Below are 25,749 nucleotides of genomic sequence, written 5' to 3'. Positions count from 1 at the left end.
GCATCACACTGTGACCGGCGATACCCCGGCTCTCGACCTCGCGATCGAGAGCCGGGGTCTCACCAAGCGGTTTGGCCCGCAAACCGCCGTGAATGGCATCGACCTCGCGGTTCCCCGCGGCTCGGTCTTCGGCTTCCTGGGTCCGAACGGTTCGGGCAAGACCACCAGTATCCGCATGTTGCTGGCACTCACTCAGCCGACCAGCGGCACGATCGCCGTGCTCGGCCAAAGCATGCCCGCCCGCCTGCACGAGGTGTTGCCCCAGGTCGGCGCCCTCGTCGAAGGGCCGGCGTTCTATCCCTTTCTTTCTGGTGCGGCAAACCTACGCCGCCTCGACACTGCCGATCGGCATGCGCCGATCGGCACCCGGCGTGCGCGAGTGCAGCGGGCCCTCGAACGGGTCGGACTCTCCCATGCGGCCGACAAGAAGGTTCATGCCTACTCCCTCGGCATGAAGCAGCGGCTCGGCATCGCCAACGCTCTGCTGCTCCCGCGGCAGCTGCTCGTACTCGACGAACCCACGAACGGCCTCGACCCCCAGGGCACCCGGGAGGTGCGCAGCCTCGTGCGCTCACTGGCCGCAGAGGGAACGACCGTGTTCGTGTCGAGCCATCTGCTCGCCGAGGTTGAGCAGATGTGCACGCACGCCGCCGTGATGAGTGCCGGCCGCCTCGTCGCCCAGGGCACGCTGGCCGCGCTGCGGCAGGTCGGTGAGACCCGGGTGCGTATACGCACGCCGGATGCGCCGGGTGCGATCCGCGTGCTCAGCCACCTGGGGCTGGAGCCCGCGCGCAGCGTGCTCGATGATGCTGACCCGGTCGTGGTCGCGCCGCTCGTCGGTAGCCACTGGCAGCCCGAGGCCATCGTGACGGCGCTCGTCGCCGGCGGGGTGCGTATCCGCGGCTTCGCGATCGAGGAACCGAGCCTCGAAGAACGCTTTGTCGCCCTGACCGGGGAGGGTTTTGATGTCGTCCAGTGATGTTCTGCCAGCGGCCAGCCACAGCGATATCCCGGTGCGCCGCGGGGGCGGGTGGGACCTGCTCGGTTCCGAAATCTCCGTGCTGTTTCGCCGCCGCCGGACCTGGGCCATGTTGGTCGCAGTAGCGCTGATCCCGGTACTGCTCGCCGTCGCCGTTCGTCTGTCGTCCTCCACGCTGGCGCCGGGGCAGGGGCCGCCGTTTCTCGATCGGGTGACCCAGAACGGCCTGTTCGTCGGCTTCACCGCGATGGTCGTCGCCATCCCCCTGTTCCTGCCGCTCACCATCGGTGTGGTGGCCGGAGACACGATCGCCGGGGAAGCCGGCCTGGGTACCCTGCGCTACCTGCTCGTGGCGCCAGCCGGCCGGGTACGGCTGTTGTTGGTCAAGTACGCGGGCGCGGCTCTGTTCTGCCTCGTAGCGACGCTGACCCTCACCGTCTCGGGTGCGCTCATCGGGGCAGCCCTGTTTCCGGTTGGACCGGTCACGCTCTTGTCGGGCGACACCATCAGCGTGACCGAGTCGCTGTTGCGTTCGCTGCTGGTGGCCGCCTATGTCACCGTATCCTTGCTCGGCTTGTCGATGATCGGGCTGTTCATTTCTACCCTCACCGACGTTCCCGTGGGGGCTATGGCGGCGACGATCGTGGTCTCGGTCGTCGCGCAGATCCTCGATGTCATTCCGCAACTATCCTGGCTGCATCCGTGGCTGTTCAGCCACTACTGGCTCGGTTTCGCCGACCTGCTCCGGCAACCGCTCGACCTCAGCTCGTTCGGCCAGAACGCGATCGTGCAGGTCTGTTACCTGGCAGTTTTCGGGGCGTTGGCGTACAGCAGGTTTGTGACCAAGGACATTTTGTCCTGACCATCGACCCGAGGACAGAACGCTGGCTTAACGAGACAAGGCCGGATCCAAAGGATCCGGCCTTGTGAACTGTCTCAACCAGTCCTCGTTGATTTCCCGAAAGAAATCTCCGTGTCCGAGATGGGAATTGAACCCACACGCCCTTAACGGGCACTGGCACCTCAAGCCAGCGCGTCTACCAATTCCGCCACCCGGACTGGGTGAAACGGCCTCCGGATGAACCGGCTGCCGAGGTAATAACTTAGCACGGATTAGAACCCCCGTTGTGTCACCGCCCACGGCACCGACGGGTAGCGTTTGATCATGGCTTCCTTTTTGAACGTGCCCCCGGCCGCGAGTTCCGCTGATTCAGCGGGTACCCCAACCGTAGACGTCCCTCAGAAACTCGACCGGACCGCCGAAATCGCGCGTGATCTCATCCGTTTCGACACTACGAACTACGGGGAGGGCCGTTCCAACGGCGAAACGGATGCCGCCGAGTACGTTGCCGGGAAGCTGCGGGCCCTCGGCCTCGCGCCCGAACTGTTCGATTCGCAACCCGGTCGTACCAGCGTCGTCGCGCGGGTGCCGGGGCGGGGGTCGACCCGCGACGCGCTCGTCGTACACGGCCACCTCGACGTCGTTCCGGCCGACCCGACAAACTGGAGCGTTGATCCGTTCGCTGGCGTCATCAAGGACGGCCTGCTGTGGGGGCGCGGGGCTGTTGACATGAAGAACATGGATGCGATGATCCTCGCCTCCCTCGAAGACATCATCGGATCCGGCGGAGCGCCGGAGCGCGACCTCGTCGTCGCGTTTTTCGCCGACGAGGAGGCGGGCGGTGTGCTCGGATCGCACTTTCTCGTCAACGAGCATCCCCACCTGTTCGATGGCGCGACCGAAGCCATCAGCGAGGTCGGCGGGTACTCGATCACCCTCGGCGGCAAACGTGCCTACCTGCTGCAAACCGGTGAAAAGGCGCTGATCTGGGTCAAACTGGTCGCGCGCGGCGACGCCGGGCATGGCTCCCGCATCCACCCGAACAACGCCGTCACCCGGCTCGCCGAGGCCGTGGCGAAACTGGGTCGATACGAATGGCCGATTCGACTGACGGACACGACTGAGCAATTGCTCGGTGAGATTGCCCGTATTCTCGGTGTTGACGCGCAGCGAGTCGGCCCCGACGAGCTCGCCCTGGCAACCGGGACGGCCTCAGGCTTCATTCAGGCCAGCCTGCGAACGACAACCAACCCCACCGGCCTGACCGCCGGCTACAAGCACAATGTCATTCCCGACACGGCCGAAGCCCTCATCGATATTCGTTCGCTGCCGGGGGAGGAAGACCTCGTGCTTGCTCAGATTCAAGAGATTGTCGGTTCGGACATCGAAATCGTCACGATGCACCGAGACATCGGCCTCGAGACTGATTTCAAGGGGCCGCTGATCGACGCCGTTGTGAGCACCCTGGAACGCCACGACCCCGGAGCGCCGGTGTTGCCCTACCTACTGTCCGCAGGAACCGACAACAAGGCACTCAGCACCCTCGGTATCAAGGGCTATGGTTTTGCGCCGCTTCGGCTTCCGGCCGACTTGGACTTTCCGGCACTGTTTCACGGAGTGGACGAGCGGGTACCGCTGGACGCATTAGTGTTTGGCAAGCAGGTTTTGACCGATCTGCTGTCAAATTATTGATGCCGCGAGCGTCACGCTCGGCCCATTTGGGGCCGGGTGCCCTGTGAGAGAGCGAAGCCTGTGGACTTTCTGAATGCGATCATCCTGGGCCTGGTTCAGGGATTGACCGAGTTCCTTCCCGTGTCATCGAGTGCGCACATCACCATTGTCGGCCAGTTTCTCGGCACCGGTGAGGACCCCGGTGCTCGTTTCACGGCCATCACCCAGATCGGTACCGAGACGGCCGTCGTCATCTTCTTCTGGCGTGACATCGTGCGCATCATCGGCCAATGGGCGAAATCGCTCACGGGCCGCGTCCCCCGCACGGATCCCGACGCGCGGCTGGGCTGGCTGATCATCCTCGGCTCACTGCCCATCATCGTTCTCGGTCTGCTGTTCCAGAACCAGATTGAAACCGTGCTGCGCTCGCTTTGGATCACCGCCACCATGCTCATCGTCTTCGGCGTCCTGCTCGGTATTGCCGACCACGTCGGCGCCAAACGGCGCCAATTGCAGGACATCACCGTGGGCCACGGCGCGATCTACGGTTTCGCGCAAGCGCTCGCGCTGATCCCCGGCGTATCGCGGTCGGGCGGCACCATCACCGCCGGGCTGTTCCTCGGTTACGAACGCGCTGCAGCGGCCCGGTACGCCTTCCTGCTGGCGATTCCCGCCGTATTCGGCAGTGGCCTGTACCAGGTCTACAAATCCATCGCCGAGCCCTGCCTGGCCGGCGCGACCACCTGCACCCCCGAAATCTTCGGCCCGCTCGAAACGCTCGTGGCGACGGTCGTCGCCTTCGGCGTGGGCCTCGCCGTGATCGCCTTCTTCATGAGTTACATTTCCAAGCGCAGTTTTCTACCGTTCGTGATCTATCGCATCGTCCTGGGCATCGTGCTGTTCGTGCTCCTCGGCACCAACGTCATCTCCGCGTAGCCGACCTGCGAAGCGGTTACCACGTCGAAACCGGGTCGCAAAGCGATCGCCGCATCGAAGCTAGGCTGGTTCTATGCGTGCATGGAAACGACCCGAAATTGTCTCTGTCCCCGGCGAGTCGAGTGCACCCTGGCTCCACGACACAAAAACGGACAGCCTGGTGCTGGCCCGCCCGCTCGATGCGGCCCGACTCTATGTCTGCGGCATCACTCCCTACGACGCGACCCACATTGGCCACGCCAACACCTACCTCGCTTTCGACACCCTGCAGCGCGTTTGGCTTGACGCTGGCTTTCGCGTGCATTACGCGCAGAATGTGACGGACGTCGATGACCCGCTCCTGGAGCGGGCCACCGCGACGGGCGTGGACTGGCGGGATCTGGCCGAATCGCAGGTTGAACTTTTTCGCACCGATATGGAGTCCCTGGGGATCATTCCGCCGAATGATTACGTCGCGGTGACCGAGGTCATCGACGAGGTCGCCGCCGCGGTGGCGCTGCTGCAGGATGCCGGCCTCGCCTACACCGTGCCAACCGACGATGCCATCGCCGGTGCCGACGGAACGATCTCCGCTGACCTGTACTTCGACGTTCGTGCCGCCGAAGCCAGCACGGAGTGGACGCTGGGCGACGAGAGCAACCTCGACCTGGTCAGCATGCTCGGCCTGTTCGCCGAGCGTGGGGGAGACCCCGAACGGGCGGGGAAGCGTGATCGCCTCGACCCCTTGCTGTGGAAGGCCGCGCGTGCGGGGGAACCGGCATGGGAATCGCCAGTCGGTGCGGGGCGCCCCGGCTGGCATATCGAGTGTTCGGTCATCGCCCTCAAAGAGCTCGGCACCGACTTCACCGTGCAGGGCGGTGGGTCTGACCTCATCTTTCCGCACCACGATATGAGTGCCGGTCATGCCCAGGCGCTGTCAGGGCATCCGCTCGCCGGAGTGTACAGCCACACCGGCATGGTCGCCTATCAGGGCGAGAAGATGAGCAAGTCGCTCGGGAACCTCGTTCTGGTCTCACGACTGCGCGCCGAGGGTATTGACCCGCGTGCGATTCGACTGGCCCTGTTGGCCCGCCACTACCGCACCGATTGGGAATGGACCGCGGCTCATCTCGACGAAGCCGTCCTGCGCCTGGCAGCGTGGACTGCGGCCTTCGGAGCTACGGGCGTGAGCGAAACCAACGCTGAGACACCGGGTGCCGCCGCCGCGCTCGTGCAATCCCTTCGCGTCGCGCTCCGACATGACCTGAACACCCCCGAGGCCCTGCAGCTCATCGACGATTCCACCGCCGCCCCGCTCGACGATCCGGCGCTGGTCAATCGTGCGATCAGTGCGCTGCTCGGCGTCGCCCTGTAGAGCCCGGTGCTGCTTCGCGGGTCGCAACCCTTTGGCTTGCCCTTCGGGTAACTAGTGCCGTGGCCCGTCAGGCCTGCTGCCGGGCCCATCGGGCCGGCCATCCGCACGCCCGTCGCGCCCATCGCTGCCGCGCTTGCGCAGGTATTTCTCGAATTCCTGAGCAATCGCCTCACCGCTCGCCTCGGGCGAATCTACGGTGTCGCGGGCCTGTTCAAGCTGAACGATGTACGCGGCCATTTCTTCGTCCTCACCGGCCAGAACATTGATACCGGCCTCCCACTCGGCAGCCTCCGTCACGAGCGCCCCCCGGGGGATCACCACGTCGATGACCTCTTCCAGCTTGTCGATCAAGGCGAGCATCGCCTTGGGAGACGGTGCGTTATGCACGTAGTGGGGAACGGATGCCCAAATCGACAGGGTAGGAATTCCCGCCGTCTCGGCGGCATCCGACAACACGCTGAGAATACCGACCGGCCCCTCATAGTTGCTGCGTTCGATTTGCAGTTCGGCGCGCACCTGGGCGTTGTCGCTCGATACGAAGATAGAAATGGGACGGGTGTGCGGAACGTCGGCGAGCATCGCTCCCAGAAATACCACGCCGCTCACATCGGCGGCCAGTGCCGCATCGACAATCTCCGCGGCAAAGCTCTTCCAACTCCGCGACGGCTCCGTGCCAATGCACAGATAGATGTTGCCGGCATTGGTTCCGCTGACGCGCAACTGAGCGTCCTCGGCCAGAGGAACGTTGAGGACACCGGGTGTGGTCGGGCCATACATGATCGCGCCGGGCCAACCGATGACTCGAACGCCGTCTTCGTTGGTTGAAACGGTTGGCCGGTTGAACTGATAATCGAAATACACCTCGGGATCAACCTCGGTGATCATCTCGACGTCGAGCAAATCCTTCAGCGCGCGAACCGCGCCCGTCGCGGCCTCGCCGGCATCGTTCCAGCCTTCGAAAGCGACGACGAGAAGTCGTCCGCCCAGAAACCCATTACCGTCAGCCACCGTGTACGTCCTCAATTCCTGAGGCCTCCAGCGTGGAGGCCTCAGTCAAGGATAGGCGGTGGCCCTACACTTGAATCCCGTGAATGTTTTTCCTCTGCCCGTCCCCACGCCCGCCTACCTGCCCGCCGCCGTTCTGTGGGACATGGACGGCACCATCGTCGACACCGAACCGTATTGGATGCGCGCGGAAACCGAGCTGGTGGCCGAGTTCGGCGGTGTTTGGACCCACGACGACGGCATGTTGCTGGTCGGGTCCGGGCTGTGGGCTTCCGCGGCGATTCTGCAATCCCGCGGTGTGGATCTCACCCCGGATGCCATCGTGGCGCGCCTCACCGACCGCGTGCAAGAGCAGCTGGCCGAACACGGCATTCCCTGGCGTCCCGGATCACGTGAGCTCCTGCAGGAGTTGAAAACCGCTGGCGTTCCGACCGCACTGGTGACCATGTCCGTTGAGCGCATGGCCCGCCAGATCATCGACCTCATCGATTTCGCCGCGTTCGAGGTTGTCGTCGCCGGTGATATGGTCGCTAACAGCAAGCCGCATCCCGATCCGTATCTGCTTGCCGCCGAGCGGCTCGGCGTGGATCCACGGGAGTGCGTCGCGATTGAGGATTCCGTTCCAGGCGTCGCTTCCGCTGTCGCCGCCGGCACTATCACCATCGCTGTTCCGCACCAGATCGACCTGCCGGAGAGCGGTGCTTACACCCGCTGGCCCACACTCGACGGGCGCACGCTTGATGACATCACGGCGCTGTACCACATCTCCACGTCAACCGTTTCGGCCATTCCCGGTCATCCTCTCGCCCCTATCGGGTCCGCCCGCAACGAAAGCGCACCACTCGCATGAGCAACAATCAGGTCATTCAAAACAGTGGACTCTTTCGCGTGGGCGACCGTGTGCAACTCACCGGACCCAAGGGGCGGATGAATACCATCACCCTGCAGGCTGGGCTGACCTTTCACACCCACCGCGGCATCCTCGCGCATGACGATATCATCGGGCAGCCCGACGGTTCGGTCGTAGTGAACAATGTCGGCGTTGAGCACCTCGCGCTGCGTCCGCTGCTGGTGGATTTCGTGATGAGCATGCCGCGCGGCGCCGCCATCATCTATCCCAAGGATGCGGCCCAGATTCTGGCGCAGGCCGATATCTTTCCCGGTGCCACGGTCGTGGAAGCCGGCGTCGGATCGGGTGCGCTGTCGCTTTGGCTGCTGCGAGCCATCGGACCGGCCGGCCACCTCGCATCCTTTGAACGACGCGAGGAATTTGCCGACGTCGCCCGAGACAACATCGCCACTTTTCTCGGGAACGATCCGCAGAACTGGACGATCACGCTCGGGGACCTGGCCGAGACGTTGCCCGATACCATGCCGGCGCAAAGCGTCGACCGGGTCGTTCTCGACATGCTGGCGCCCTGGGAATGCCTCGGCGCCGTCTCCGATGCCCTCAAGCCGGGGGGAGTGTTGCTCTGCTACGTGGCCACGGTGACCCAGCTCTCCCGCGTGGCTGAGGCCATCCGCGGCACCGGTTTTTACACCAATCCGGATTCCAATGAAACGATGATTCGTGGCTGGCATGTCGAGGGACTCGCCGTTCGGCCCGACCACCGCATGATCGGCCACACCGGCTTCCTGATCACCGCTCGCCGCCTCGCCCCCGACACGATCCTGCCCGAACTGAAGCGACGTCCGTCCAAGACGGACTTCAGCGACGCGGATGTCGAGGCCTGGACCCCGGGAGCGCTGGGCGAACGCAACGTGAGCGCCAAGGTCATGCGTAAACGCGTACGGGCAGCCGGAATGAGCGCCGAGCTGTCCAAGGCTCGCGACCTCGACGCCGGTTAGAATAGGCCCCGGCCCGTTTCGGTTGTACCGCGCTGAAGCCGGAGCCATCTGGCCCCCAGCACCCGCACCCTCAACCCGCGCAGCAGATCCATGCTGCAGCAACCCCGTACCGAAAGAAGGACTTGTGCGCAAAGCATCCGCGCTGATCGTCACCGCCGGCCTCCTGATGACGGCACTGACCGCGTGCGCCAGCCCCGGCACAGGCCAGGCCTCCTGCGATACCGGCGCCACGTCGGGTCCGGCCTCGGACTTGGTCTCGGTTACCGGGGACTTCGGCTCGGCTCCGGACGTTCACTTTCCGACCCCTTTGAAGTCCTCCACCACCCAGCGCACCGAAGTCATCGCGGGTTCGGGGCAGAGGGTCGTTGCCGGCCAGATGGTCTCCGTTGAATTGAACCTGTATAACGGCACCACCGGTGCTGCGCTTCAAGTGAGCGCTTTCGACGGAAGCACGGCCATGCCCCTGGCTCTGGGTGACACGACCCTTCCCGGAATTGTCGACGGTCTGGTGTGTGCCCGTGAAGGTGGGCGTGTCGCGGTTGTGATTGCGCCGGAGGACGGCATCGGTGCCAACGACCAGCTTGGTATCGCCGCGACGGATTCCCTTGTTCTCGTTGTGGACATCGTCAAGGCCTTCCTGCCGCAAGCCGACGGAGTTGACCAGGCCGTCGCCAATGGACTTCCCGCCGTTGTGCTGGATGCCAACGGCACTCCGGGCATCGTCGTTCCCTCCGGGGATCTGCCGAAAGACTTGGAAGTCGGCGTGCTCAAAAAGGGTGCGGGCGACAAGGTTCAAGATGACTCCACGGTCATAATCCACTACACCGGTGTGCTGTGGGAGGGGGACACGGTCTTCGAATCCACCTGGCCGACCAGGAGCCCCCGGTTGACACCTCTCACCGACCTGCCCGCCGGCCTGGCGACCGCGATTTCTGGTCAGACCGTCGGCTCCCAGCTTGTTGTGGTTGTTCCCCCCGCGTTGGGCTACGGTCCGGACATGCAAGGCGAGGTCCCCGGCGGATCAACGCTGGTTTACGCCGTGGACATTCTTGGCATCAACTGATTTTCGACACGCTGCACGCCGTCGGGCGTGACGTACCCGTCGCGCCCGTGGTCCCGCGGGTGCGGTGTGGTTCGGACGATAGGATCACACCGTGACTTCGACGCCCCAGCACCCAGATTCGACCGCGCGGACCGTTCTCAAATCGCAGACGGTCACGGCCCCTGAACGACTGTTCAGCCTGGTTCTGGCCTTGGTCGCGACGGAATCCGGTCTGACGAAGGCCGATATCCTCGCCAACGTGCAGGGCTACCGCCAGCGGTACTCGTCGGCCGGATCCAACGACAGTCTCGAGCGGCAGTTTGAACGCGACAAGGACGACATCCGTGAGCTGGGAATTCCACTCGAAACGATCGAGCCCGCGGACGAGCCGGGAAGCAACCACTTCCTCCGGTATCGAATTCCGAAGGGGCTCTACGACCTACCCGCCGATGTGACCTTCACTCCCGACGAGGTATCCCTGCTCAAGCTCGCTGGCACGGTCTGGCGGGAAGGATCGTTGTCCGGCGAATCCCGCCGGGCCCTGATGAAGTTGAACTCCCTCGGTGTGGAATCGAGCGAGCCGCTCCTCGGTTACGCGCCGCTGCTGCGCACCAAAGACCTGAGCTTTGAACCGCTCAGTAAGGCCCTCGGCCGTGCGCAGGTCGTCGCCTTCCTCTACCTCAAACCGGGGGAGATGCATTCGGCCCGTCGGGTGGTCACTCCGCGCGCGCTCGTACAACACGAAGGCCGCTGGCATCTGTATGCCACGGACGAGGTTGTTCAGGCGCCGCGCACGTTCCTGCTGGGCCGCATCGTCGGCACGGTTGCAGTGGTACCCAATGCGATTCCTACTCCAACCAGTGCCGGAGCGACCGAGACCAGCACCGGCAACGCGGCCAACGGCACAACCGACGGCGCGCGGGCTCTCGCCGAGCTCGATGCTTTGTGGGCCAGCAATACCGCGCGCATCGTCGTCGCGCCCGGGTCTGATGCCGAGGTGCGGCTCGGTGCCCGGCAAACTGCGCAGAACCCGGCATTCACGGTAGACCTGTCGACGGCGTCCGAGCGCACTCTGCACTTCACCGACTTGAACATTCTTGCCGACGAACTGGCCGGCTTCGGCCCGGAAGTGTTCATCGAGAGTCCTCCTGCTCTCCGGGCCGCCGTGCGAAATCGACTGGTCGCCGCCCGTGACGCTCATGCCGCCACCTTCTTGGTTGCTCCGTCTGGGCGCCTACCGCGCAGCCGGACTGCGTCGCTGCACGCGACGACCACTCCAGCCGGCACGCATGCGCGAGTCGCCAGCGACCAGCTCACGCTCTTACTTGCCCTCGTTCCGTACCTTCTTGATCAGGGACAAGTCACCGTCACCGAGGTGGCCGCGCACTTCGGACTGACTGCGGAGCGGGTGCGTGCCCTGGTCAGCCTCATCGCGCTGTCCGGCATCCCCGGAGAAACACGCCAGTATTTGCACGGCGACCTGTTTGACATCTTGTGGGACGAATTCGAAACGAATGATCGGATCGTACTCACGCACCAGGTCGCCATCGACGACTCCCCACGATTCTCCGCCCGCGAGGCCGCGGCGCTCATCGCCGGCCTGCAGTATCTGTCGGCCCTTCCCCACAATGCCGATACCGACGCCATCGCATCGTTGATGGCCAAGTTGACCCGTGGCGCATCCGCACCGCCCACCCAGCTCGCCGTCGCGCAGCGTGACGGCGGTACCACCCGCAACATCGTGCAGACGGCCCTCAGCACGGGGATGCAGGTCGAATTTGACTACCTCAATGCTCGCGGCGCCCATGAACACCGTGTCGTCGATCCGCTGCGCCTGGAATCCGTCGACAGCGACTGGTATCTGCGCGGCTGGTGCCATTTGCGAGAAGCCGTACGAACTTTCCGTCTGGACCGTATGAGCGACCCCCGCGTCTCTGGCGTGCGACTCAGCGCCCACCCGGTTGACGTGCTGCTGCCCGATACTCTCTTCCAGGCCTCCGCCGACGATGTCGACGTTCGGCTTGAGCTAGCAACCGCTGCGCTGCCGTTGCTCGCGGACTACCGTCCCGAACGTTCGGAGTTGGTCGATTCGGGCGCACGCACCCGCACCACCCTGCGTGTTGCTCATGACCACGCGCTCAAACGCCTCGTCACCAGCCTCGCTGGCATCGTGACCGTGCTCGAACCGGCCGAATCTCGCCGGGCTGTATTGGACTGGGCTGAAGCCGGACTTGCGCAATATGGCGGGGATGAACAGTCCCCGACCAGTAAGGATTAGCCCATGCCGTGGTGGTCGTGGCTGCTCATCTGGACTGGCCTGGCGTTGACTCTGCTCGCTGTCCTCAGCTGGTTCGCGATAACGCTGTACCGTAAATCGCTCGGCACCCTGCGCGCACTGGCAGCACTCAGTGATCAAGTCTCGGCGGTGGATCTCGATCGGGTTCCCGATTCCGTTCTGTTCACTCCAGCAGTGTTCGCCGATTCGGCCGTACTGTTCCAAAACGTCGAGCAACGTCGAGGGGACCGCGCCCACCGGCGGCAGCTTCGTCGTGATGCGCGGATCCTCCGGGGTAAACTGGTACGCAAGACCCGCTAACCGACACGCCCGCTTACACAGAGGACACAACCTCATGCTGCAAAACCTGACCGGATGGCACTTCCTGATCATCCTCGTCGTCGTACTGCTACTCTTCGGTGCGCCCAAGCTCCCCGGACTCGCTCGAAGCCTCGGCCAGTCGATGAAGATATTCAAGAGCGAGATCAAGAGCGACGCCGTCGAACCGGATCCCAACGCCCCGGCCCAGCCGACCGGCAACACGGGTCACAACGCATCGACAACGTCCGGCCCGACGGCGGCCGGCCCAGCCGACCCCGCCGTCAAGCCCTAGCCCGGTGGCGGTCCGCGACCGCAGAAATGCGACCGAAGCGGGGAAAATGTCGCTGGGGCAGCATCTGATCGAACTGCGCAAGCGCCTGTATCTCGCGGCCGCTGGCCTTCTCGTCGGCGCTATCGCCGGTTGGTTCCTCTCCGATTTCGTTTGGGATCAGTTGCGCGAACCGATTTACGCCATCATCAATGCGCAGCATCGCAACGCCCAGATCAACTATCCCGACATCACGAGCGCCTTCGACCTCAAACTGAAGATTTCGCTCTACGTCGGTCTGATTGTTTCCAGTCCGGTCTGGCTGTACCAGGTCTTCGCGTTCCTGGTGCCCGGGCTCACCCGAACCGAGAAGAAATACACCTTCGGGTTTATCTTCACGGCCATTCCCCTGTTCCTGGCCGGCTGTGCGGCGGGTTGGATCGTGCTCCCACACGTAGTCGAGCTCATGACGAGTTTCGCACCCACCGAGGATTCGGCATTCATCAATGCGCAGGGCTACTTTGACTTCGTGCTCAAACTCGTCGTGGCGATCGGCATTGCGTTCGTCCTGCCCGTCTTCATCGTGCTGCTCAACTTCGCCGGCGTGATCAGTGCGGCGTCGATCATCAAATCCTGGCGGATCGCCATTCTGGTCATCGTGCTCTTCACGGCGATCGCCACCCCGGCAGCTGACGTTGTCTCCATGTTCTTGCTGGCCATTCCCATGGTCATGTTGTACTTTGCCGCCTACGGCATCGCCTGGCTGCACGATCGCCGGGCGGCTAAGAAAGTGCTGGCTTTCGAAAAAGAACTCGCGCTGTAATACGCAGACCCGGACATAGAAACTATTAAGGATCACGTGACGCACACGCAATCGCCAGCCGAACGGTATTCGGCCGCGCGCACCCGGGCCGCCCAACCACAACTGCGCGCATTTGAAGACGGCCTCAAGTTCGAGCTGGATGCGTTCCAGCGTGAGGCATGCGCCTGCCTGGAGGCCGGTAACAGTGTGCTCGTGGCCGCGCCGACCGGAGCTGGCAAGACCATCGTGGCCGAGTTCGCCATCTATCTGGCGATGCAACAGTCCCGCGCGAAAGTGTTCTATACCGCGCCCATGAAGGCACTGAGCAATCAAAAGTTCCAGGAATTCGTCGCCGAATACGGTGCACATGAGGTTGGGCTGCTCACCGGAGACAGCAACATCAACCCGGGGGCACGCATCGTGGTCATGACCACCGAAGTGCTTCGGAACATGCTCTACGCCGATTCCGATCTTCTGACCGATCTCGCTTTCGTGGTGATGGACGAGGTGCACTACCTCGCCGATCGTTTTCGCGGAGCCGTCTGGGAAGAAGTGATCATTCATTTACCGCAGCCAGTACGCATGGTGTCGCTCAGCGCGACCGTGTCGAACGCGGAAGAATTTGGAGATTGGCTGCAGGCGGTCCGCGGTGATACGGACGTAATCGTGTCTGAAGAGCGGCCGGTGCCGCTCGAGCAGCACGTACTCGTTAAGAACAATATGCTCGACCTGTTCGATTCCACCGGCCTGATCGGCACTCATCGGGTAAACCCAGAACTCGTGCGTCTTGCGCATGCGGGCGGGCGCTCGGCGGGTGGGCGCGGTCGGGGATCTGGCCGCCAGGGCGGATCCGCTGGGGGTTATCGAGGTCACGACAAACAGCGACCACAGTTTGACGCCGGCCGAATGGATCGTGGCGACATCGTGCGTATGCTCGACGGCAAACACCTGTTGCCGGCCATTTTCTTCATCTTCAGCCGGGTCGGCTGCGACCAAGCTGTGCGGCAGGTGCTCCGCTCCGGGGTGCGTTTGACGCAAGACCACGAGCGCGAAGAAATTCGCCGGATCGTCGACGACCGCTGTCGCACACTGCTAGACGAAGACCTCGGCGTGCTCGGCTACTTCGAGTGGCTCGACGGGCTCGAACGCGGAGTCGCCGCCCACCACGCCGGTCTGCTGCCGGCGTTTAAGGAGGTCGTTGAGGAGCTGTTCCAGAAGAAGCTCGTCAAAGCCGTCTTCGCGACCGAGACGCTCGCGCTCGGCATCAACATGCCGGCCCGCACGGTCGTTCTTGACAAGCTCGAGAAATTCAACGGCGAGGCGCGAGTGCCGATCACTCCGGGGGAGTACACCCAGCTGACCGGTCGTGCCGGTCGACGCGGAATCGATACCCTCGGCCACTCGGTCATCCAGTGGGCGCAGGGGCTGGATCCGCAGGCTGTGGCCTCACTCGCCTCCCGGCGCACCTATCCGTTGAATTCCAGTTTCAAGCCGACCTACAACATGGCGGTCAACCTCATCGACCAGTTCGGTGTCGCCCGCACCCGCGATGTGCTGGAGTCGTCGTTCGCCCAATTCCAAGCGGATCGGGCCGTCGTCGACCTGGCCCGCTCGGTGCGTCAGCAGGAGGAGTCCCTGGCCGGGTTTGAGACCAGCATGACGTGCCATCTCGGTAACTTCGAGGAATACTCCTCGATTCGTCGGCGCCTGACCGAGCTGGAACGCGAGGGTACCAAAGCCGATAATTCCCTGCGCGGTGAACGCGACAAACGCCAGCGTGAAGTGGCCAATTTGCGCAAACAGATGCGCGCCCACGGCTGCCACCACTGCCCGGACCGGGAGGCCCATTCCCGGTGGGCGGAACGTTGGTTCAAGCTCAAACGGCAAACGGATGGCCTCAACCAGCAAATCTCGCAGCGCACGGGAGCTATCGCCCGCGTTTTCGACCGTGTGTCCGATGTGCTGCTTGGTTATGGCTACCTCGAATCCGATGCCGGTGGCACGATTGCGCTCAGTGAAAGCGGCCGCATCCTGCGTCGCATCTACGCCGAACGTGACCTGCTCGTGGCCGAGTCCTTGCGCAGAGGCCTATGGAGAGAGCTCGACGCTGCGAGCCTCGCAGCGATGGCCTGCGCGCTCGTTTTCGAACCTCGGCGCGAGGAAGGACTGATCGATGCTCGCTACCTGCCGAAGGGACCGTTCCGTCCGGCACTGGACGACACCCAGGATCTATGGAGCCGCATCGACGACCTCGAACGCGACCACAAACTACCGGGCAGCAACCCGCTCGCGGTCGGCCTCAGCCTGGCCATGTGGAAGTGGGCTCGCGGCGCGGCGCTGAGCGACGTGCTCTACGAGGCGGAGATGGCCGCTGGCGATTTCGTGCGCTGGACCAAACAGACCATCGACTTGCTCGACCAGCTCTCAATAGCCGGTGATGCAGAGGTCGGACCGACCGCCCGCGCGGCCATGGACGCGATTCGTCGCGGCATTGTCGCGTACTCCTCGGTGGCCTGAATCCACATGTGGGGGAGGAAGCGCGCGTTCAGCCTGCCGCTGTGGGCATCCGTTCTCGTCGCGGCCGGTGGCGGAGCGATCCTCGATGCCGGTTTTCCCGATCGAAACTGGTGGTTCCTCGCGCCCGTCGGTGTCGCGCTCATGCTCTTGGCCCTTGTCGGTCGGAGCCTCGCCACCGGACTACTCGTCGGACTGGTCGCCGGATTGTCGTTCTGGCTGATTCATATCGTCTGGATCACCCTCTACCTGGGCCTCGTGCCGTGGTTCGCGCTCGGCGGATTGGAGAGCCTGTTCTTCGCTGTCGGGCTCGGTCTCACCGCCGTCGTGTTGAGGCATGGTCCCAGCGTGTGGCCGAGCGTCTGGGGCCGGCTCGGCATCGTGCCGGTGATTGTTGCCGGTTTGTGGACGGCGCGGGAGGCGATCAGCGCGGTCTGGCCGTATGGTGGCTTCGCCTGGGGCCGGGTCGCTTTGTCGCAGTCGGAGAGCCCGTTCGGACCGCTCGTGGCGTGGGTCGGCTTGTCCGGGCTGAGCTTTATCATGGTCTGGCTGAGCGCCCTCGCCGTGCAGCTGTTCAGGGAACCCGATCTAGCCCGAATGCTGCGTACAGGCCTTGCCGTCGGCGCCGTCACGCTCACGCTCGTCATCCCAAACTGGCCGACCATCCCCAGCGGCCAGGTTCGACTGGCTGCGGTACAGGGCAACGCGGATGCCGGACTGTTCGCCGAGAATTCGCCGGGCCAGATTCTGCAGGACCACACCTCGGCCACCCTGCCGCTGATCGGCGAGAAGGTCGATTTTGTGGTCTGGCCGGAAAACGCGAGCGACATCGACCCCACCCGGTCGCAGCCGGCCGCGCAGGTGCTCGACTACATCAGCACCGAAATGGATGCTCCGCTCATCACCGGCACCATTACCAAGCCGGGAGACACCTATTACAACAGCTCGCTGCTCTGGAAGGCCGGTCGGGGAGCCGTTGACGTCTACGACAAGGTGCACCCAGTGCCTTTCGCGGAATATATGCCCGATCGGGCCTTCTGGCGGCCATTCGCGCCGGAACTGATCGACCTCATTGGTCGGGACTACGGCATCGGCACCCGCGATAATATTTTCGACATCAACGGCGTTCTGGCGGGCATCGCAATTTGCTTTGACATCGCCGACGATCAGCTCGTGCACGAGATGATCGACGATGACGCGCAAATCATTCTCGCCCAAACCAACAACGCCGACTTCGGGCGGACCGACGAGAGTGTTCAGCAGCTAGCCATCGCCCGGCTCCGCGCGCTGGAGACCGGGCGTACGGTGGTGAATATCTCCACGGTCGGGTCGAGCGCCATCATCACGCCCGATGGGCAAAGCCTGGACAGCCTCCCGACCTTCACGGCGGGTTCCATGGTGCAGACAGTTCCGCTCAGCGACACCATCACGCCGGCGATGTCGGCTGGCCGGGGCGTGGAATGGTTCGTGTCCGGTCTGGGACTGGCTGGCCTGGCCCTATGCATCGGTGCCGCTCGGCGCCGCTGGTCGCGCGGGTCGTGAACCAACAACGACCCCGGCACGGGGCGCGGGGTCGTTCGGGAAGCAATCAGCGGTTAAGCGCCGATCTTTTGCTGGCCACCACGGCGCAGACGCAACACGGAGAGGCGCTCTTCGAGCAACTCTTCGAGTTCGTCCCTGGTGCGACGTTCCAGCAGCATATCCCAGTGGGTCCGGGGAATCTTCTCATCAGAGTGGTCGACAATCACCGGCAGGGAGTCAACGAGTCGAGTCGCGGTCCGTGCGCAGTACTTGCATTCCCATTCGTCCGGAGCCTCGGCATCGGCCGAGAAAATCATTACCGTTTCGCGCCCGCACGTCTCACACCGGTAGGTGTGAGTGACCCGAGGGGAGAAGGTGACGCCTTCTTCACTCTGTAGGCTTTGTGCGCCCAGTCTCATGCCACGCAAACTGCGGTCAGCCATAGTGTGGTCTCCTCTCGCTCGCGATCACAATTCGACCACGATGCATTCATAGTTCTAAACCATCAAGCTGGGCGTTAACCTTCCCAGACCCCCCGTTCTGGGAGGTAATTCTCAGCTTCGACGAGTAGCGGCGGCTACAGCGAGATCGGTGCGATCCGTGACGAGACCGTCAACACCCAGGTCGAGGAGACGAATCATGTCGAGGGGGTCGTTAATGGTCCACGCGTGCACCTCAACGCCCGCTCGATGCATCATGGCAACGAAGCGGGGAGTGGCTATTCGAACGGGACCAGCCCGTTCCGGCACCTGCACCGCAACGCACCCCCGCAGCGTGCGTCGGACTTGGGCGTAGAAACCGAGATTCGCCGCAGCTACGGCTCGGGCGACGAGCGATGCTGACGCCGACGAGACCACGCCGGGAAGCAGGCCGACCACGTGCTGTCGGCGGCGTTCATTGAAGGAGGTCACGAGCACCCGAGGGGTGGCTCGCAGGTCACGTATCGCGCGGGCCGCCGGCTCCGCCGCGGCATCTGTTTTGATATCAATGTTGAATCGCGCGGCAGGAAAAGCCACGAGTGCATCGGCAAGAGACGTGAACGACTGGCCAAAACCGAGATTGATCCGTTCCAGCTCGGCGATCGCAAGCTGGTCGATGCGCACGTCTTGTCCGAGCGCCGCGAGGTCGGGATCGTGACTGATGACGGCCACACCGTCCCGCGACACGTGCACGTCGGTCTCGAGGTGGGTTGCGCCGGCCGCTAATGCTTTCGCGAACGCGAGCAGGGTATTTGCCGGAGCGTCCTGCGCGAGACCGCGGTGGGCGAATACACGAGGATAGGGTGCGGCTAGAAATACTGACTGAGCGCTCCCAGCCACCGACTAAACCTGCGGCGACGTGGGGGTGGCGGATACTGTCGGCGTGGCCGCGGAGTGCGGAGCCGCGCCGGGGTTCTGGGGGTTCGCACCAAACGCGCTGCCGATTCCCTTCATCGCCTCGGTCAGTTCGCTCGGCACGATCCAGAGCTTGTTGGCGCTGCCCTCGGCGAGCTTGGGCAGGGTCAACAGATACTGGTAGGCGAGAAGTTTCGGGTCGGGGTCGCCGTCGTGGATGGCCTTGAATACGGTGGTGATGGCTTCGGCCTCGCCTTGCGCGCGGAGGACAGCGGCTTTTGCGTCGCCCTCGGCCTCGAGGATCGCTGCCTGACGTGCTCCCTCAGCGGTGAGAATGGCAGACTGCTTGGTGCCCTCCGCCGTCAGGATCAACGCACGACGGTCACGTTCGGCGCGCATCTGCTTTTCCATGGAGTCCTGGATGGAGTGGGGCGGTTCGATCGCCTTGAGCTCGACCCTGCCCACGCGAATGCCCCATTTGCCGGTCGCTTCGTCCAGCACGATGCGCAGCTGGCTATTGATGTTATCCCGGCTGGTGAGCGCCTCTTCGAGGTTCAACCCGCCGACCACGTTGCGGAGCGTGGTTGTGGTGAGTTGTTCGACCGCACCGAGATAGTTGTTGATCTCATATGTGGCGGCCCGGGCATCTGTCACCTGAAAGTAGACGACGGTGTCGATGGAGACGACCAGGTTGTCCTCGGTGATCACCGGCTGCGGCGGAAACGATACGACCTGCTCGCGAATGTCCAGGAGCGGCCGCACCCGGTCGACGAACGGCACGAGCAGGTTCAGGCCAGGCAGAAGCGTCTTGTGGTACTTGCCGAGGCGTTCGACTACCCCGGCATTACCCTGAGGAATGATGCGAATGGCCCGCAACAGGATGACGATGACGAACACCGCTAAAACGGCGAGCAGGGCAATCACGAAGATCTGACCGATGAAAGCTGCGGGGTCAAGCATTGTGCGGGGTCCTTTCGGCGGTAATGACGATGGCGGTGGAGCCTTCGATGAGATGCACGGTGACCGGCTGGCCGGGGTCGGCGCTGGCTTGGAAACTGGTCTGATCACCGGGGCCAGGCGGCAGAAGACGAGCGGTCCAGGTCTCACCGTTGGCGAGCTTCACCAGTCCGCCGGTTTCGGTGACCGTCGATACGACCCGACCCGTCATTCCGATCAGGGCGTCGATATTGCTGAGCGCCGGATCGCCTCCCTTGCGTAAAGCACGCAGTAAAAAAGGGCGAATCGTGAGGAGCAGCAATACCGACAGGCCCGCAGCAACCACGATCTGCAGCCACCAGTCCAAGCCGAGCAAATTCGCGCCCAGCCCCCCCAGACTGCCGAGGGAAATCATCAGGAACGTGAATTCCAGGGTCAAAAGTTCGACGGTGATGGCCACGAGAATGAACACGAGCCATAAAATCCAGAGATAGTCGGTCAGGTCGACCATGTGTGACACCCTCCACGTTCCGTTTCACTCTGAAACTAGCAGGTGCCGGGGACAACACGCCGGGGGAGCGGCCGAGGCTTGTTGATAAGGTCGAAAGTGGAGCTGGCGGCTGATCGGGCCACCAGGTGCCCATGAAATCAAGATGACTGAATTTAGAGGAGCATGCGTGACCAATCCACTTGCAGCAGGATCACTCGAGGGCAAGCGTGTACTCGTCACCGGCTCGTCTCGCGGCATCGGCGCCGACACGGTCGGCTACTTCGCCGAAGCGGGCGCGCGCGTCGTCATCAACTATCGCAACAAAGAGGGACGGGCCCACAAACTCGCCGAGGCCATTCGTACCGCCGGGGGGGAAGCCATCACAGTCGGTGCCGACCTGACCGATCCGGCGTCCGTAGCCGCGATGTTCGCGACCATTCGGGCCGAATTCGGTGGCCTCGACATTCTCGTGATGAATGCGTCGGGAGGTATGGAGAGTGGCATGGCCGAAAACTACGCCATGAAGCTCAACCGCGACGCCCAGGTGAACCTGCTGACCGACGCCATCCCGCTTCTCGGCGACGACTCCCGGGTTGTCTTCGTGACCAGCCACCAGGCGCACTTCATCAAGACCACACCGACCATGCCGGAGTATGAGCCGGTCGCCCGCAGCAAACGGGCCGGCGAAGACGCCCTGCGCGCCGTCATCCCACAGCTCGAAGAGTCCGGCATCGGATTCGTCGTCGTCTCCGGCGACATGATCGAGGGAACCATCACGGCGACCCTGCTCGAACGGTCCAACCCGGGTGCCCTGAGTGCCCGCAAAGAGGCGGCGGGTCGCCTCTACAACGTGAGCGAGTTCGCAGCGGAAATTGTCGCGGCCGCCGTCGAACCCGTTCCGGTCGGCAACACCCGGTACGTCGGAGACACGACCGGGTTCACCGGCGAGTAGCTGGCGAGTAACCGATGAAGGCCGCCGATCTGCCGTTGCTCACATCGGTGTCACGCCCGACGCTCCATCCCGACGGTTCGCGAGCGGTGGTCTCCCGGATACGAGCGGATTTTGCAGCGGATGACTATGTCGGCCAACTCTGGACCGTCGCGCTGGAAGGGGAGCCGGCTCCACACCGCATCACTCGCGGCTTTCGTGACTCGGCGCCCAGGTACTCCCCGGATGGCAGTCTGATCGGGTTCCTGCGGGTCAGTGCCGGCGGTGCGGCGCAGGTGCACGTTGTCGACGCGGCGGGGGGAGAGCCCGTGGCGGTGACCGACGCCCCTGTGGGCGTGACCGAATTTCGGTGGCATCCGAACGGCCAAACGATCGCCTTCCTGGCCCGGGTGCCCCAGGAAGGCCGATATGGCACTGTAACCGGCTTGTCTGCGGAGTCCGAGCCGTACCGGCGTATCGTCACCCTGCGATACCGATCGAACGGGGTCGGCTACACCACCGATCGCCGCGTGCACGTGTTCCTGGCCGTCGTGCCCAACGTGTGGGGCGAGCCGACGCCGGATACCGCGCCGTCCGTGGCCGATGTCACTCGCACAGAGTCGGGAAGCGCGCCCGGGACAGATCTCGCTGTTCCCGCCGCCCGGCCTTCCGGTCTTCCGGTCGCGCGGCAGCTGACCGACGGGGACTTCGATCATTCCGGGCTGGCCTTCGCACCCGATGGATCCCGACTCTTCACCATCTCGGCACGTCATGCTGGTCGCGACAACGATTTGCGCAGCGAAGTCGTCGAACTCAACCTCGACGATACCGATACCGATACCGATACCGATACCGATACCGATACCGATGGCGTCGGAACGGTTGCTCCGGTTCGCACGACGGTGCGTGCGGAGGCAAACTTGAGCATCTCGGCGCTCGCCTGCGCCGATGACGGTACGCTCTGGTTACTCGCGACGGATGTGGGCGCTACCGGTCGAGATTTCGTCGGCCGGGTATCCGCTCTGTACCGCAGCGGTGCCCCACGTGCGGGTTCAGCCCCGATCCGCGTGACCGACCCAGACCAGACCGACCCGAACCGTCTCAACCTGGACGCCACGGGAGAGATCACGCCGCTGGCGGACGGCTCCGTACTCGTGCTCAACGTCAGTCGGGGCCGGGTCGAGCTGCTCCGGGTGCACAGCCAGGGACACGTCGAGATAGTCGACTGCGGCGCGGCCGTTGTCACCGCCGTGGATGCGCGGGACACGACAATCGTGGCGGCGGTGCAGTCCGCCGCCACGTCCGGTGACCTCGTTCTCGCCCGAGCTGTCCTCCACGGCACACAACCGCAGGACATCGAACCCAGGCGCCTCACTAATTTCTCCGCCGCCCTGCGCGCCACCGGTCTCGTGACGGGCATCGAGCTCACGGTCACCGGGCGGGACGGCTACCCGGTGCACGGCTGGGTGCATACCCCACCCGGGCCGGGCCCCCACCCCGTCCTCCTGACCATTCACGGCGGCCCGTTCGCGCAGTACACCGGCGCGCTCCTCGATGAGACCCAGGTCTACGTCGACGCGGGTTATGCGGTGGTGCTGTGCAACCCGCGCGGGTCATCTGGATATGGCGAGGCACACGGTCGCGCCATTCGCCAGCGCATGGGAACCCTCGACCTGGCCGATGTGCTGGATTTCCTCGACGGAGCGTTGCGGGCCGAGCCCGTTCTCGACGCAGACCGGGTCGGTATCATGGGCGGGTCCTACGGCGGTTATCTGACCGCCTGGACGATCGCGCACGACCACCGATTTGCCGCGGCCATCGTGGAACGCGGCTTTCTCGATCCCGAAGCATTCGTCGGCACCAGCGACATCGGGGACTTCTTCGGCGACGAGTACGTTGGAACGGATGTCGCCCTCGTGCGGTCGCAAAGTCCACAGGCTGTCGTCGGGCAGGTGACTACCCCGACCCTGGTACTGCACTCGGCTCAGGACCTGCGCTGCCCCCTGTCACAGGGCGAGCGCTACTATGCGGCGCTCAAACGCGGGGGAGTGCCGACCGAACTGGTCATTTTTCCGGGGGAGAACCACGACCTGAGCCGCACCGGTCATCCACGGCACCGTTTGCAACGGTTCGAGATTATTCTGAACTGGTGGGCCCGTCACCTGCCCAGTGCCCTCAATCACAGGAGAAACGATGAGCAGGACCACGAAAGCGGCCACCCCGTCGCCTGAACTGCACATTGCCGACAGCCACGACCTGATCCGGGTGCAGGGCGCCCGCGAAAACAATCTCAAGAACGTCAGCGTTGACATCCCGAAGCGGCGGCTGACCATGTTCACGGGTGTGTCCGGCTCCGGCAAGACCTCCCTGGTATTCGGCACGATCGCCGCCGAGTCCCAGCGCATGATCAACGAAACCTACAGCACGTTCGTGCAGGGATTCATGCCCATGCTGGGCCGGCCTGACGTCGACATGCTCGACGGACTGACGACGGCCATCATTGTCGATCAGGAACGGATGGGTGCGAACGCGCGCTCCACCGTGGGTACCGCCACCGACGCCAACGCACTGTTGCGCATCTTGTTCAGCCGGCTCGGCCAGCCGTATATCGGCTCGCCGCAGGCGTACTCCTTCAACGTCGCCTCGATCAGCGGCTCGGGCGCCGTCTCCATCGAACGCGGCGGACAGACCGTGAAGGAGCGGCGCAGCTTCAGCATCACCGGCGGAATGTGTGCACGCTGCGAGGGACGGGGTTCCGTCACCGACATCGATCTGACCGCGCTGTACGACGACACGAAGTCGCTCAACGAGGGCGCCCTGACCATCCCCGGGTACAGCATGGACGGCTGGTTTGGGCGCATTTTCAACGGTTGTGGATTCTTCGATCCCAACAAACCCATTGCCAAATTCACCAAAAAAGAGCTGAACGACCTACTCCGTAAGGAGCCTACGAAAATCAAGATCGACGGCATCAACCTCACCTACGAGGGACTGATCCCGAAAATCCAGAAATCGATGCTTTCCAAAGACGTGGATTCCCTGCAGCCGCACGTCCGCGCCTTCGTGGAACGGGCGGTGACCTTCGCCGTCTGCCCCGACTGTGACGGCACGCGGCTGGGCGAGGGGGCCCGATCATCGAAAATCAGCGGGATCAGCATCGCGGATGCCTGCAAGATGCAGATCAGCGACCTCGCCGACTGGGTGCGGACCCTGGCCGACCCGTCCGTCGCGCCGCTTCTTGCCTCGTTGCAGCATCTGTTGAACTCGTTTGGCGAGATCGGGCTGGGCTACCTGTCCCTTGACCGTTCCTCGGGCACACTCTCCGGCGGGGAATCCCAGCGCACCAAAATGATTCGTCACCTCGGCTCCTCACTCACCGACGTCACCTACGTCTTCGACGAGCCGACGATCGGGCTGCACCCGCACGACATCCAGCGCATGAACACCCTCCTGCTCCAACTTCGGGACAAGGGCAACACGGTACTCGTGGTGGAGCACAAGCCAGAGATGATCAGTATCGCCGACCACGTCATCGATTTGGGTCCCGGAGCTGGAACAGACGGTGGTGAAGTGGTGTTTGAGGGCTCCCTCGGCGAGCTGCGAACCAGCGGCACGCTGACGGGTCGGCACCTGGATGACCGGGCCACCCTGAAGCCGACCGTACGCACGCCGTCCGGCGCCCTATCAGTGCGCGGCGCTCGCGACCACAACCTGCAGAACGTCGACGTCGACATTCCGCTTGGCGTGCTCACGGTGCTCACCGGCGTGGCAGGGTCGGGGAAGAGCTCACTGATCACCGGATCGGTTTCGGGCCGCGACGGCGTGGTGTCCGTTGACCAGGGCGCGATCAAGGGCTCCCGGCGCAGCAACCCAGCCACATACACAGGGATGCTCGAGCCGATCCGAAAGGCATTCGCCAAGGCCAACAGTGTCAAACCCGCACTGTTCAGTTCCAACTCTGAAGGGGCCTGCCCGAACTGCAACGGCGCCGGGGTCGTCTACACCGACCTGGGAATGATGGCGGGCGCCGCGATACCCTGCGAGGTATGTGAAGGAAAGCGATTCCAGGCATCCGTTCTGGACTATCACCTCGGTGGGCGCAATATCAGCGAGGTGCTGGCATTGTCAGTGGTCGAGGCCCAAGAATTCTTCGGTGCGGGGGAGGCACGCATTCCGACTGCTCACGCGATTCTCGGTCGGCTCAACGACGTCGGACTCGGTTATCTCCACCTTGGCCAGCCGTTGCCAACCCTGTCCGGTGGCGAACGGCAGCGGCTGAAGCTCGCCTCCTATCTGGCCGAGAAGGGCGACGTTTACGTTTTGGACGAGCCGACCGCCGGCCTCCACCTGGCCGATGTCGAGAATCTGCTCGGCCTGCTGGACCGGTTCGTCGACTCGGGTAAATCGGTCATCGTGATCGAGCACCACCAGGCGGTTATGGCACACGCCGACTGGATCATCGATCTCGGCCCAGGGGCCGGCCACGACGGCGGTCAGGTCGTCTTTGAAGGCGTTCCCGCAGACCTCGTAGCGGCTCGGTCGACACTCACCGGCGAACATCTCGCGACGTATGTCGGTGCCGACGCGGGGGCTTGAATCACCGCAGTAGCGCCGCCAGAATCAAGATTCTCAACCCCTCTCGAGAGCAGTATGTGCATGACCGATAATGTACATTATGTCAACA

At 63.8% G+C, this 25,749-nt stretch carries 22 protein-coding genes and 1 tRNA gene; 17 read left to right on the top strand and 6 right to left on the bottom strand.

The window, feature by feature from the left end:
- The first annotated feature begins 10 nt into the window (after positions 1-10).
- Both E3T50_RS12700 and E3T50_RS12695 read left to right on the top strand, forming a co-directional pair.
- Positions 11-979 carry an ABC transporter ATP-binding protein gene (locus tag E3T50_RS12700; RefSeq protein ID WP_134552363.1) on the top strand — a complete coding sequence of 323 codons (969 nt, stop codon included), beginning with the start codon at positions 11-13 and terminating at the stop codon, positions 977-979.
- On the top strand, positions 966-1,841 hold the full coding sequence (locus E3T50_RS12695) for an ABC transporter permease (protein ID WP_134552361.1): 876 nt from the start codon (positions 966-968) through the stop codon (positions 1,839-1,841). Before E3T50_RS12700 ends, E3T50_RS12695 begins: the two co-directional genes overlap by 14 nt.
- Before the next feature lie 112 nt (positions 1,842-1,953).
- On the opposite strand, the gene E3T50_RS12690 is transcribed toward E3T50_RS12695, so the two are convergent.
- Positions 1,954-2,038: transfer RNA gene (locus tag E3T50_RS12690), tRNA-Leu, on the bottom strand.
- Between the two features lie 106 nt (positions 2,039-2,144).
- Between E3T50_RS12690 and E3T50_RS12685 the strand changes: the two genes are divergently transcribed.
- The 3 genes from E3T50_RS12685 to mshC all read left to right on the top strand — a co-directional run bounded on the left by E3T50_RS12685 (position 2,145) and on the right by mshC (position 5,781).
- Complete coding sequence (locus E3T50_RS12685; protein WP_134552359.1) at positions 2,145-3,512, top strand: M20/M25/M40 family metallo-hydrolase; 1,368 nt, start codon at positions 2,145-2,147, stop codon at positions 3,510-3,512.
- A gap of 60 nt (positions 3,513-3,572) precedes the next feature.
- Entirely contained in the window at positions 3,573-4,427 is an 855-nt protein-coding gene (locus tag E3T50_RS12680; protein ID WP_134552357.1) for an undecaprenyl-diphosphate phosphatase, read from the top strand.
- Between the two features lie 73 nt (positions 4,428-4,500).
- Positions 4,501-5,781, top strand: a complete 1,281-nt coding sequence (gene mshC / locus E3T50_RS12675) for a cysteine--1-D-myo-inosityl 2-amino-2-deoxy-alpha-D-glucopyranoside ligase (protein WP_134552355.1) — start codon at positions 4,501-4,503, stop codon at positions 5,779-5,781.
- 51 nt (positions 5,782-5,832) lie between these two features.
- Here mshC and E3T50_RS12670 read toward each other — a convergent pair whose 3' ends face one another.
- The gene (locus E3T50_RS12670) at positions 5,833-6,789 is read right to left on the bottom strand and encodes a PAC2 family protein (RefSeq protein ID WP_134459356.1); all 957 of its coding nucleotides are present in this window, start codon (positions 6,787-6,789) and stop codon (positions 5,833-5,835) included.
- Between the two features lie 79 nt (positions 6,790-6,868).
- Here E3T50_RS12670 and E3T50_RS12665 point away from each other — a divergent pair, with 79 nt between their 5' ends.
- The 9 genes from E3T50_RS12665 (at position 6,869) to lnt (ending at position 17,398) form a co-directional block, all read left to right on the top strand.
- The gene (locus tag E3T50_RS12665; protein ID WP_255454287.1) at positions 6,869-7,636 is read left to right on the top strand and encodes an HAD family hydrolase; all 768 of its coding nucleotides are present in this window, start codon (positions 6,869-6,871) and stop codon (positions 7,634-7,636) included.
- Positions 7,633-8,634 carry a tRNA (adenine-N1)-methyltransferase gene (locus E3T50_RS12660; protein WP_134552353.1) on the top strand — a complete coding sequence of 334 codons (1,002 nt, stop codon included), beginning with the start codon at positions 7,633-7,635 and terminating at the stop codon, positions 8,632-8,634. Before E3T50_RS12665 ends, E3T50_RS12660 begins: the two co-directional genes overlap by 4 nt.
- Positions 8,635-8,758: 124 nt before the next feature.
- Positions 8,759-9,697, top strand: a complete 939-nt coding sequence (locus E3T50_RS12655; protein WP_134552351.1) for an FKBP-type peptidyl-prolyl cis-trans isomerase — start codon at positions 8,759-8,761, stop codon at positions 9,695-9,697.
- Positions 9,698-9,788: 91 nt separating this feature from the next.
- Positions 9,789-11,954 (top strand): helix-turn-helix transcriptional regulator, encoded by a 2,166-nt coding sequence (locus E3T50_RS16680; RefSeq protein WP_241990907.1) that lies wholly within the window; start codon positions 9,789-9,791, stop codon positions 11,952-11,954.
- Between the two features lie 3 nt (positions 11,955-11,957).
- Positions 11,958-12,272 (top strand): hypothetical protein, encoded by a 315-nt coding sequence (locus E3T50_RS12640; RefSeq protein ID WP_134552349.1) that lies wholly within the window; start codon positions 11,958-11,960, stop codon positions 12,270-12,272.
- Positions 12,273-12,306: 34 nt separating this feature from the next.
- Positions 12,307-12,564: a twin-arginine translocase TatA/TatE family subunit gene (gene tatA, locus E3T50_RS12635; RefSeq protein WP_134552347.1), complete on the top strand. Its 258-nt coding sequence runs from the start codon at positions 12,307-12,309 to the stop codon at positions 12,562-12,564.
- Positions 12,565-12,610: 46 nt separating this feature from the next.
- Positions 12,611-13,363, top strand: a complete 753-nt coding sequence (gene tatC, locus E3T50_RS12630; RefSeq protein ID WP_134459366.1) for a twin-arginine translocase subunit TatC — start codon at positions 12,611-12,613, stop codon at positions 13,361-13,363.
- Positions 13,364-13,399: 36 nt separating this feature from the next.
- Complete coding sequence (locus E3T50_RS12625) at positions 13,400-15,859, top strand: DEAD/DEAH box helicase (RefSeq protein WP_134552345.1); 2,460 nt, start codon at positions 13,400-13,402, stop codon at positions 15,857-15,859.
- A gap of 6 nt (positions 15,860-15,865) precedes the next feature.
- The gene (gene lnt / locus E3T50_RS12620; protein ID WP_134552343.1) at positions 15,866-17,398 is read left to right on the top strand and encodes an apolipoprotein N-acyltransferase; all 1,533 of its coding nucleotides are present in this window, start codon (positions 15,866-15,868) and stop codon (positions 17,396-17,398) included.
- A gap of 53 nt (positions 17,399-17,451) precedes the next feature.
- Here the strand turns inward: lnt and E3T50_RS12615 are convergent, their stop codons facing one another.
- The 4 genes from E3T50_RS12615 to E3T50_RS12600 form a co-directional block, all read right to left on the bottom strand.
- Positions 17,452-17,820, bottom strand: a complete 369-nt coding sequence (locus E3T50_RS12615) for an RNA polymerase-binding protein RbpA (protein ID WP_134459372.1) — start codon at positions 17,818-17,820, stop codon at positions 17,452-17,454.
- 111 nt (positions 17,821-17,931) lie between these two features.
- Positions 17,932-18,696: a glycerophosphodiester phosphodiesterase family protein gene (locus tag E3T50_RS12610; RefSeq protein ID WP_134552341.1), complete on the bottom strand. Its 765-nt coding sequence runs from the start codon at positions 18,694-18,696 to the stop codon at positions 17,932-17,934.
- Positions 18,697-18,699: 3 nt separating this feature from the next.
- On the bottom strand, positions 18,700-19,671 hold the full coding sequence (locus E3T50_RS12605) for an SPFH domain-containing protein (RefSeq protein WP_134552339.1): 972 nt from the start codon (positions 19,669-19,671) through the stop codon (positions 18,700-18,702).
- Positions 19,664-20,158, bottom strand: coding sequence for an NfeD family protein (locus E3T50_RS12600; RefSeq protein WP_134552337.1), 495 nt, complete (start codon positions 20,156-20,158; stop codon positions 19,664-19,666). Before E3T50_RS12600 ends, E3T50_RS12605 begins: the two co-directional genes overlap by 8 nt.
- A gap of 166 nt (positions 20,159-20,324) precedes the next feature.
- Between E3T50_RS12600 and E3T50_RS12595 the strand changes: the two genes are divergently transcribed.
- The 3 genes from E3T50_RS12595 to E3T50_RS12585 are packed head-to-tail and all read left to right on the top strand — an operon-like array spanning position 20,325 to position 25,661.
- A complete protein-coding gene (locus E3T50_RS12595) occupies positions 20,325-21,089 on the top strand; it encodes an SDR family oxidoreductase (protein WP_134552335.1) in 765 nt (254 codons plus the stop codon).
- Between the two features lie 14 nt (positions 21,090-21,103).
- Positions 21,104-23,296 carry a S9 family peptidase gene (locus E3T50_RS12590; RefSeq protein ID WP_134552333.1) on the top strand — a complete coding sequence of 731 codons (2,193 nt, stop codon included), beginning with the start codon at positions 21,104-21,106 and terminating at the stop codon, positions 23,294-23,296.
- Positions 23,259-25,661 (top strand): ATP-binding cassette domain-containing protein, encoded by a 2,403-nt coding sequence (locus tag E3T50_RS12585; protein WP_134552331.1) that lies wholly within the window; start codon positions 23,259-23,261, stop codon positions 25,659-25,661. Before E3T50_RS12590 ends, E3T50_RS12585 begins: the two co-directional genes overlap by 38 nt.
- The last annotated feature ends 88 nt before the right edge of the window (positions 25,662-25,749 follow it).

Source organism: Cryobacterium gelidum, assembly GCF_004403985.1.
In the GTDB taxonomy this organism is placed as follows: domain Bacteria; phylum Actinomycetota; class Actinomycetes; order Actinomycetales; family Microbacteriaceae; genus Cryobacterium; species Cryobacterium gelidum.
Note: the sequence above shows the minus strand (reverse complement) of the source record. Positions and strands in the feature narration are given on the sequence as shown.

Coding starts and splice junctions, on each gene's coding strand:
- E3T50_RS12685 (WP_134552359.1), top strand. CDS start 2,145: ATGGCTTCCTTTTTGAACGTGCCCCCGGCCGCGAGTTCCGCTGATTCA.
- E3T50_RS12615 (WP_134459372.1), bottom strand. CDS start 17,820: ATGGCTGACCGCAGTTTGCGTGGCATGAGACTGGGCGCACAAAGCCTA.
- tatC (WP_134459366.1), top strand. CDS start 12,611: ATGTCGCTGGGGCAGCATCTGATCGAACTGCGCAAGCGCCTGTATCTC.
- E3T50_RS12660 (WP_134552353.1), top strand. CDS start 7,633: ATGAGCAACAATCAGGTCATTCAAAACAGTGGACTCTTTCGCGTGGGC.
- E3T50_RS12585 (WP_134552331.1), top strand. CDS start 23,259: ATGAGCAGGACCACGAAAGCGGCCACCCCGTCGCCTGAACTGCACATT.
- tatA (WP_134552347.1), top strand. CDS start 12,307: ATGCTGCAAAACCTGACCGGATGGCACTTCCTGATCATCCTCGTCGTC.
- E3T50_RS12600 (WP_134552337.1), bottom strand. CDS start 20,158: ATGGTCGACCTGACCGACTATCTCTGGATTTTATGGCTCGTGTTCATT.
- E3T50_RS12695 (WP_134552361.1), top strand. CDS start 966: ATGTCGTCCAGTGATGTTCTGCCAGCGGCCAGCCACAGCGATATCCCG.
- E3T50_RS12640 (WP_134552349.1), top strand. CDS start 11,958: ATGCCGTGGTGGTCGTGGCTGCTCATCTGGACTGGCCTGGCGTTGACT.
- E3T50_RS12605 (WP_134552339.1), bottom strand. CDS start 19,671: ATGCTTGACCCCGCAGCTTTCATCGGTCAGATCTTCGTGATTGCCCTG.
- mshC (WP_134552355.1), top strand. CDS start 4,501: ATGCGTGCATGGAAACGACCCGAAATTGTCTCTGTCCCCGGCGAGTCG.
- lnt (WP_134552343.1), top strand. CDS start 15,866: ATGTGGGGGAGGAAGCGCGCGTTCAGCCTGCCGCTGTGGGCATCCGTT.
- E3T50_RS12590 (WP_134552333.1), top strand. CDS start 21,104: ATGAAGGCCGCCGATCTGCCGTTGCTCACATCGGTGTCACGCCCGACG.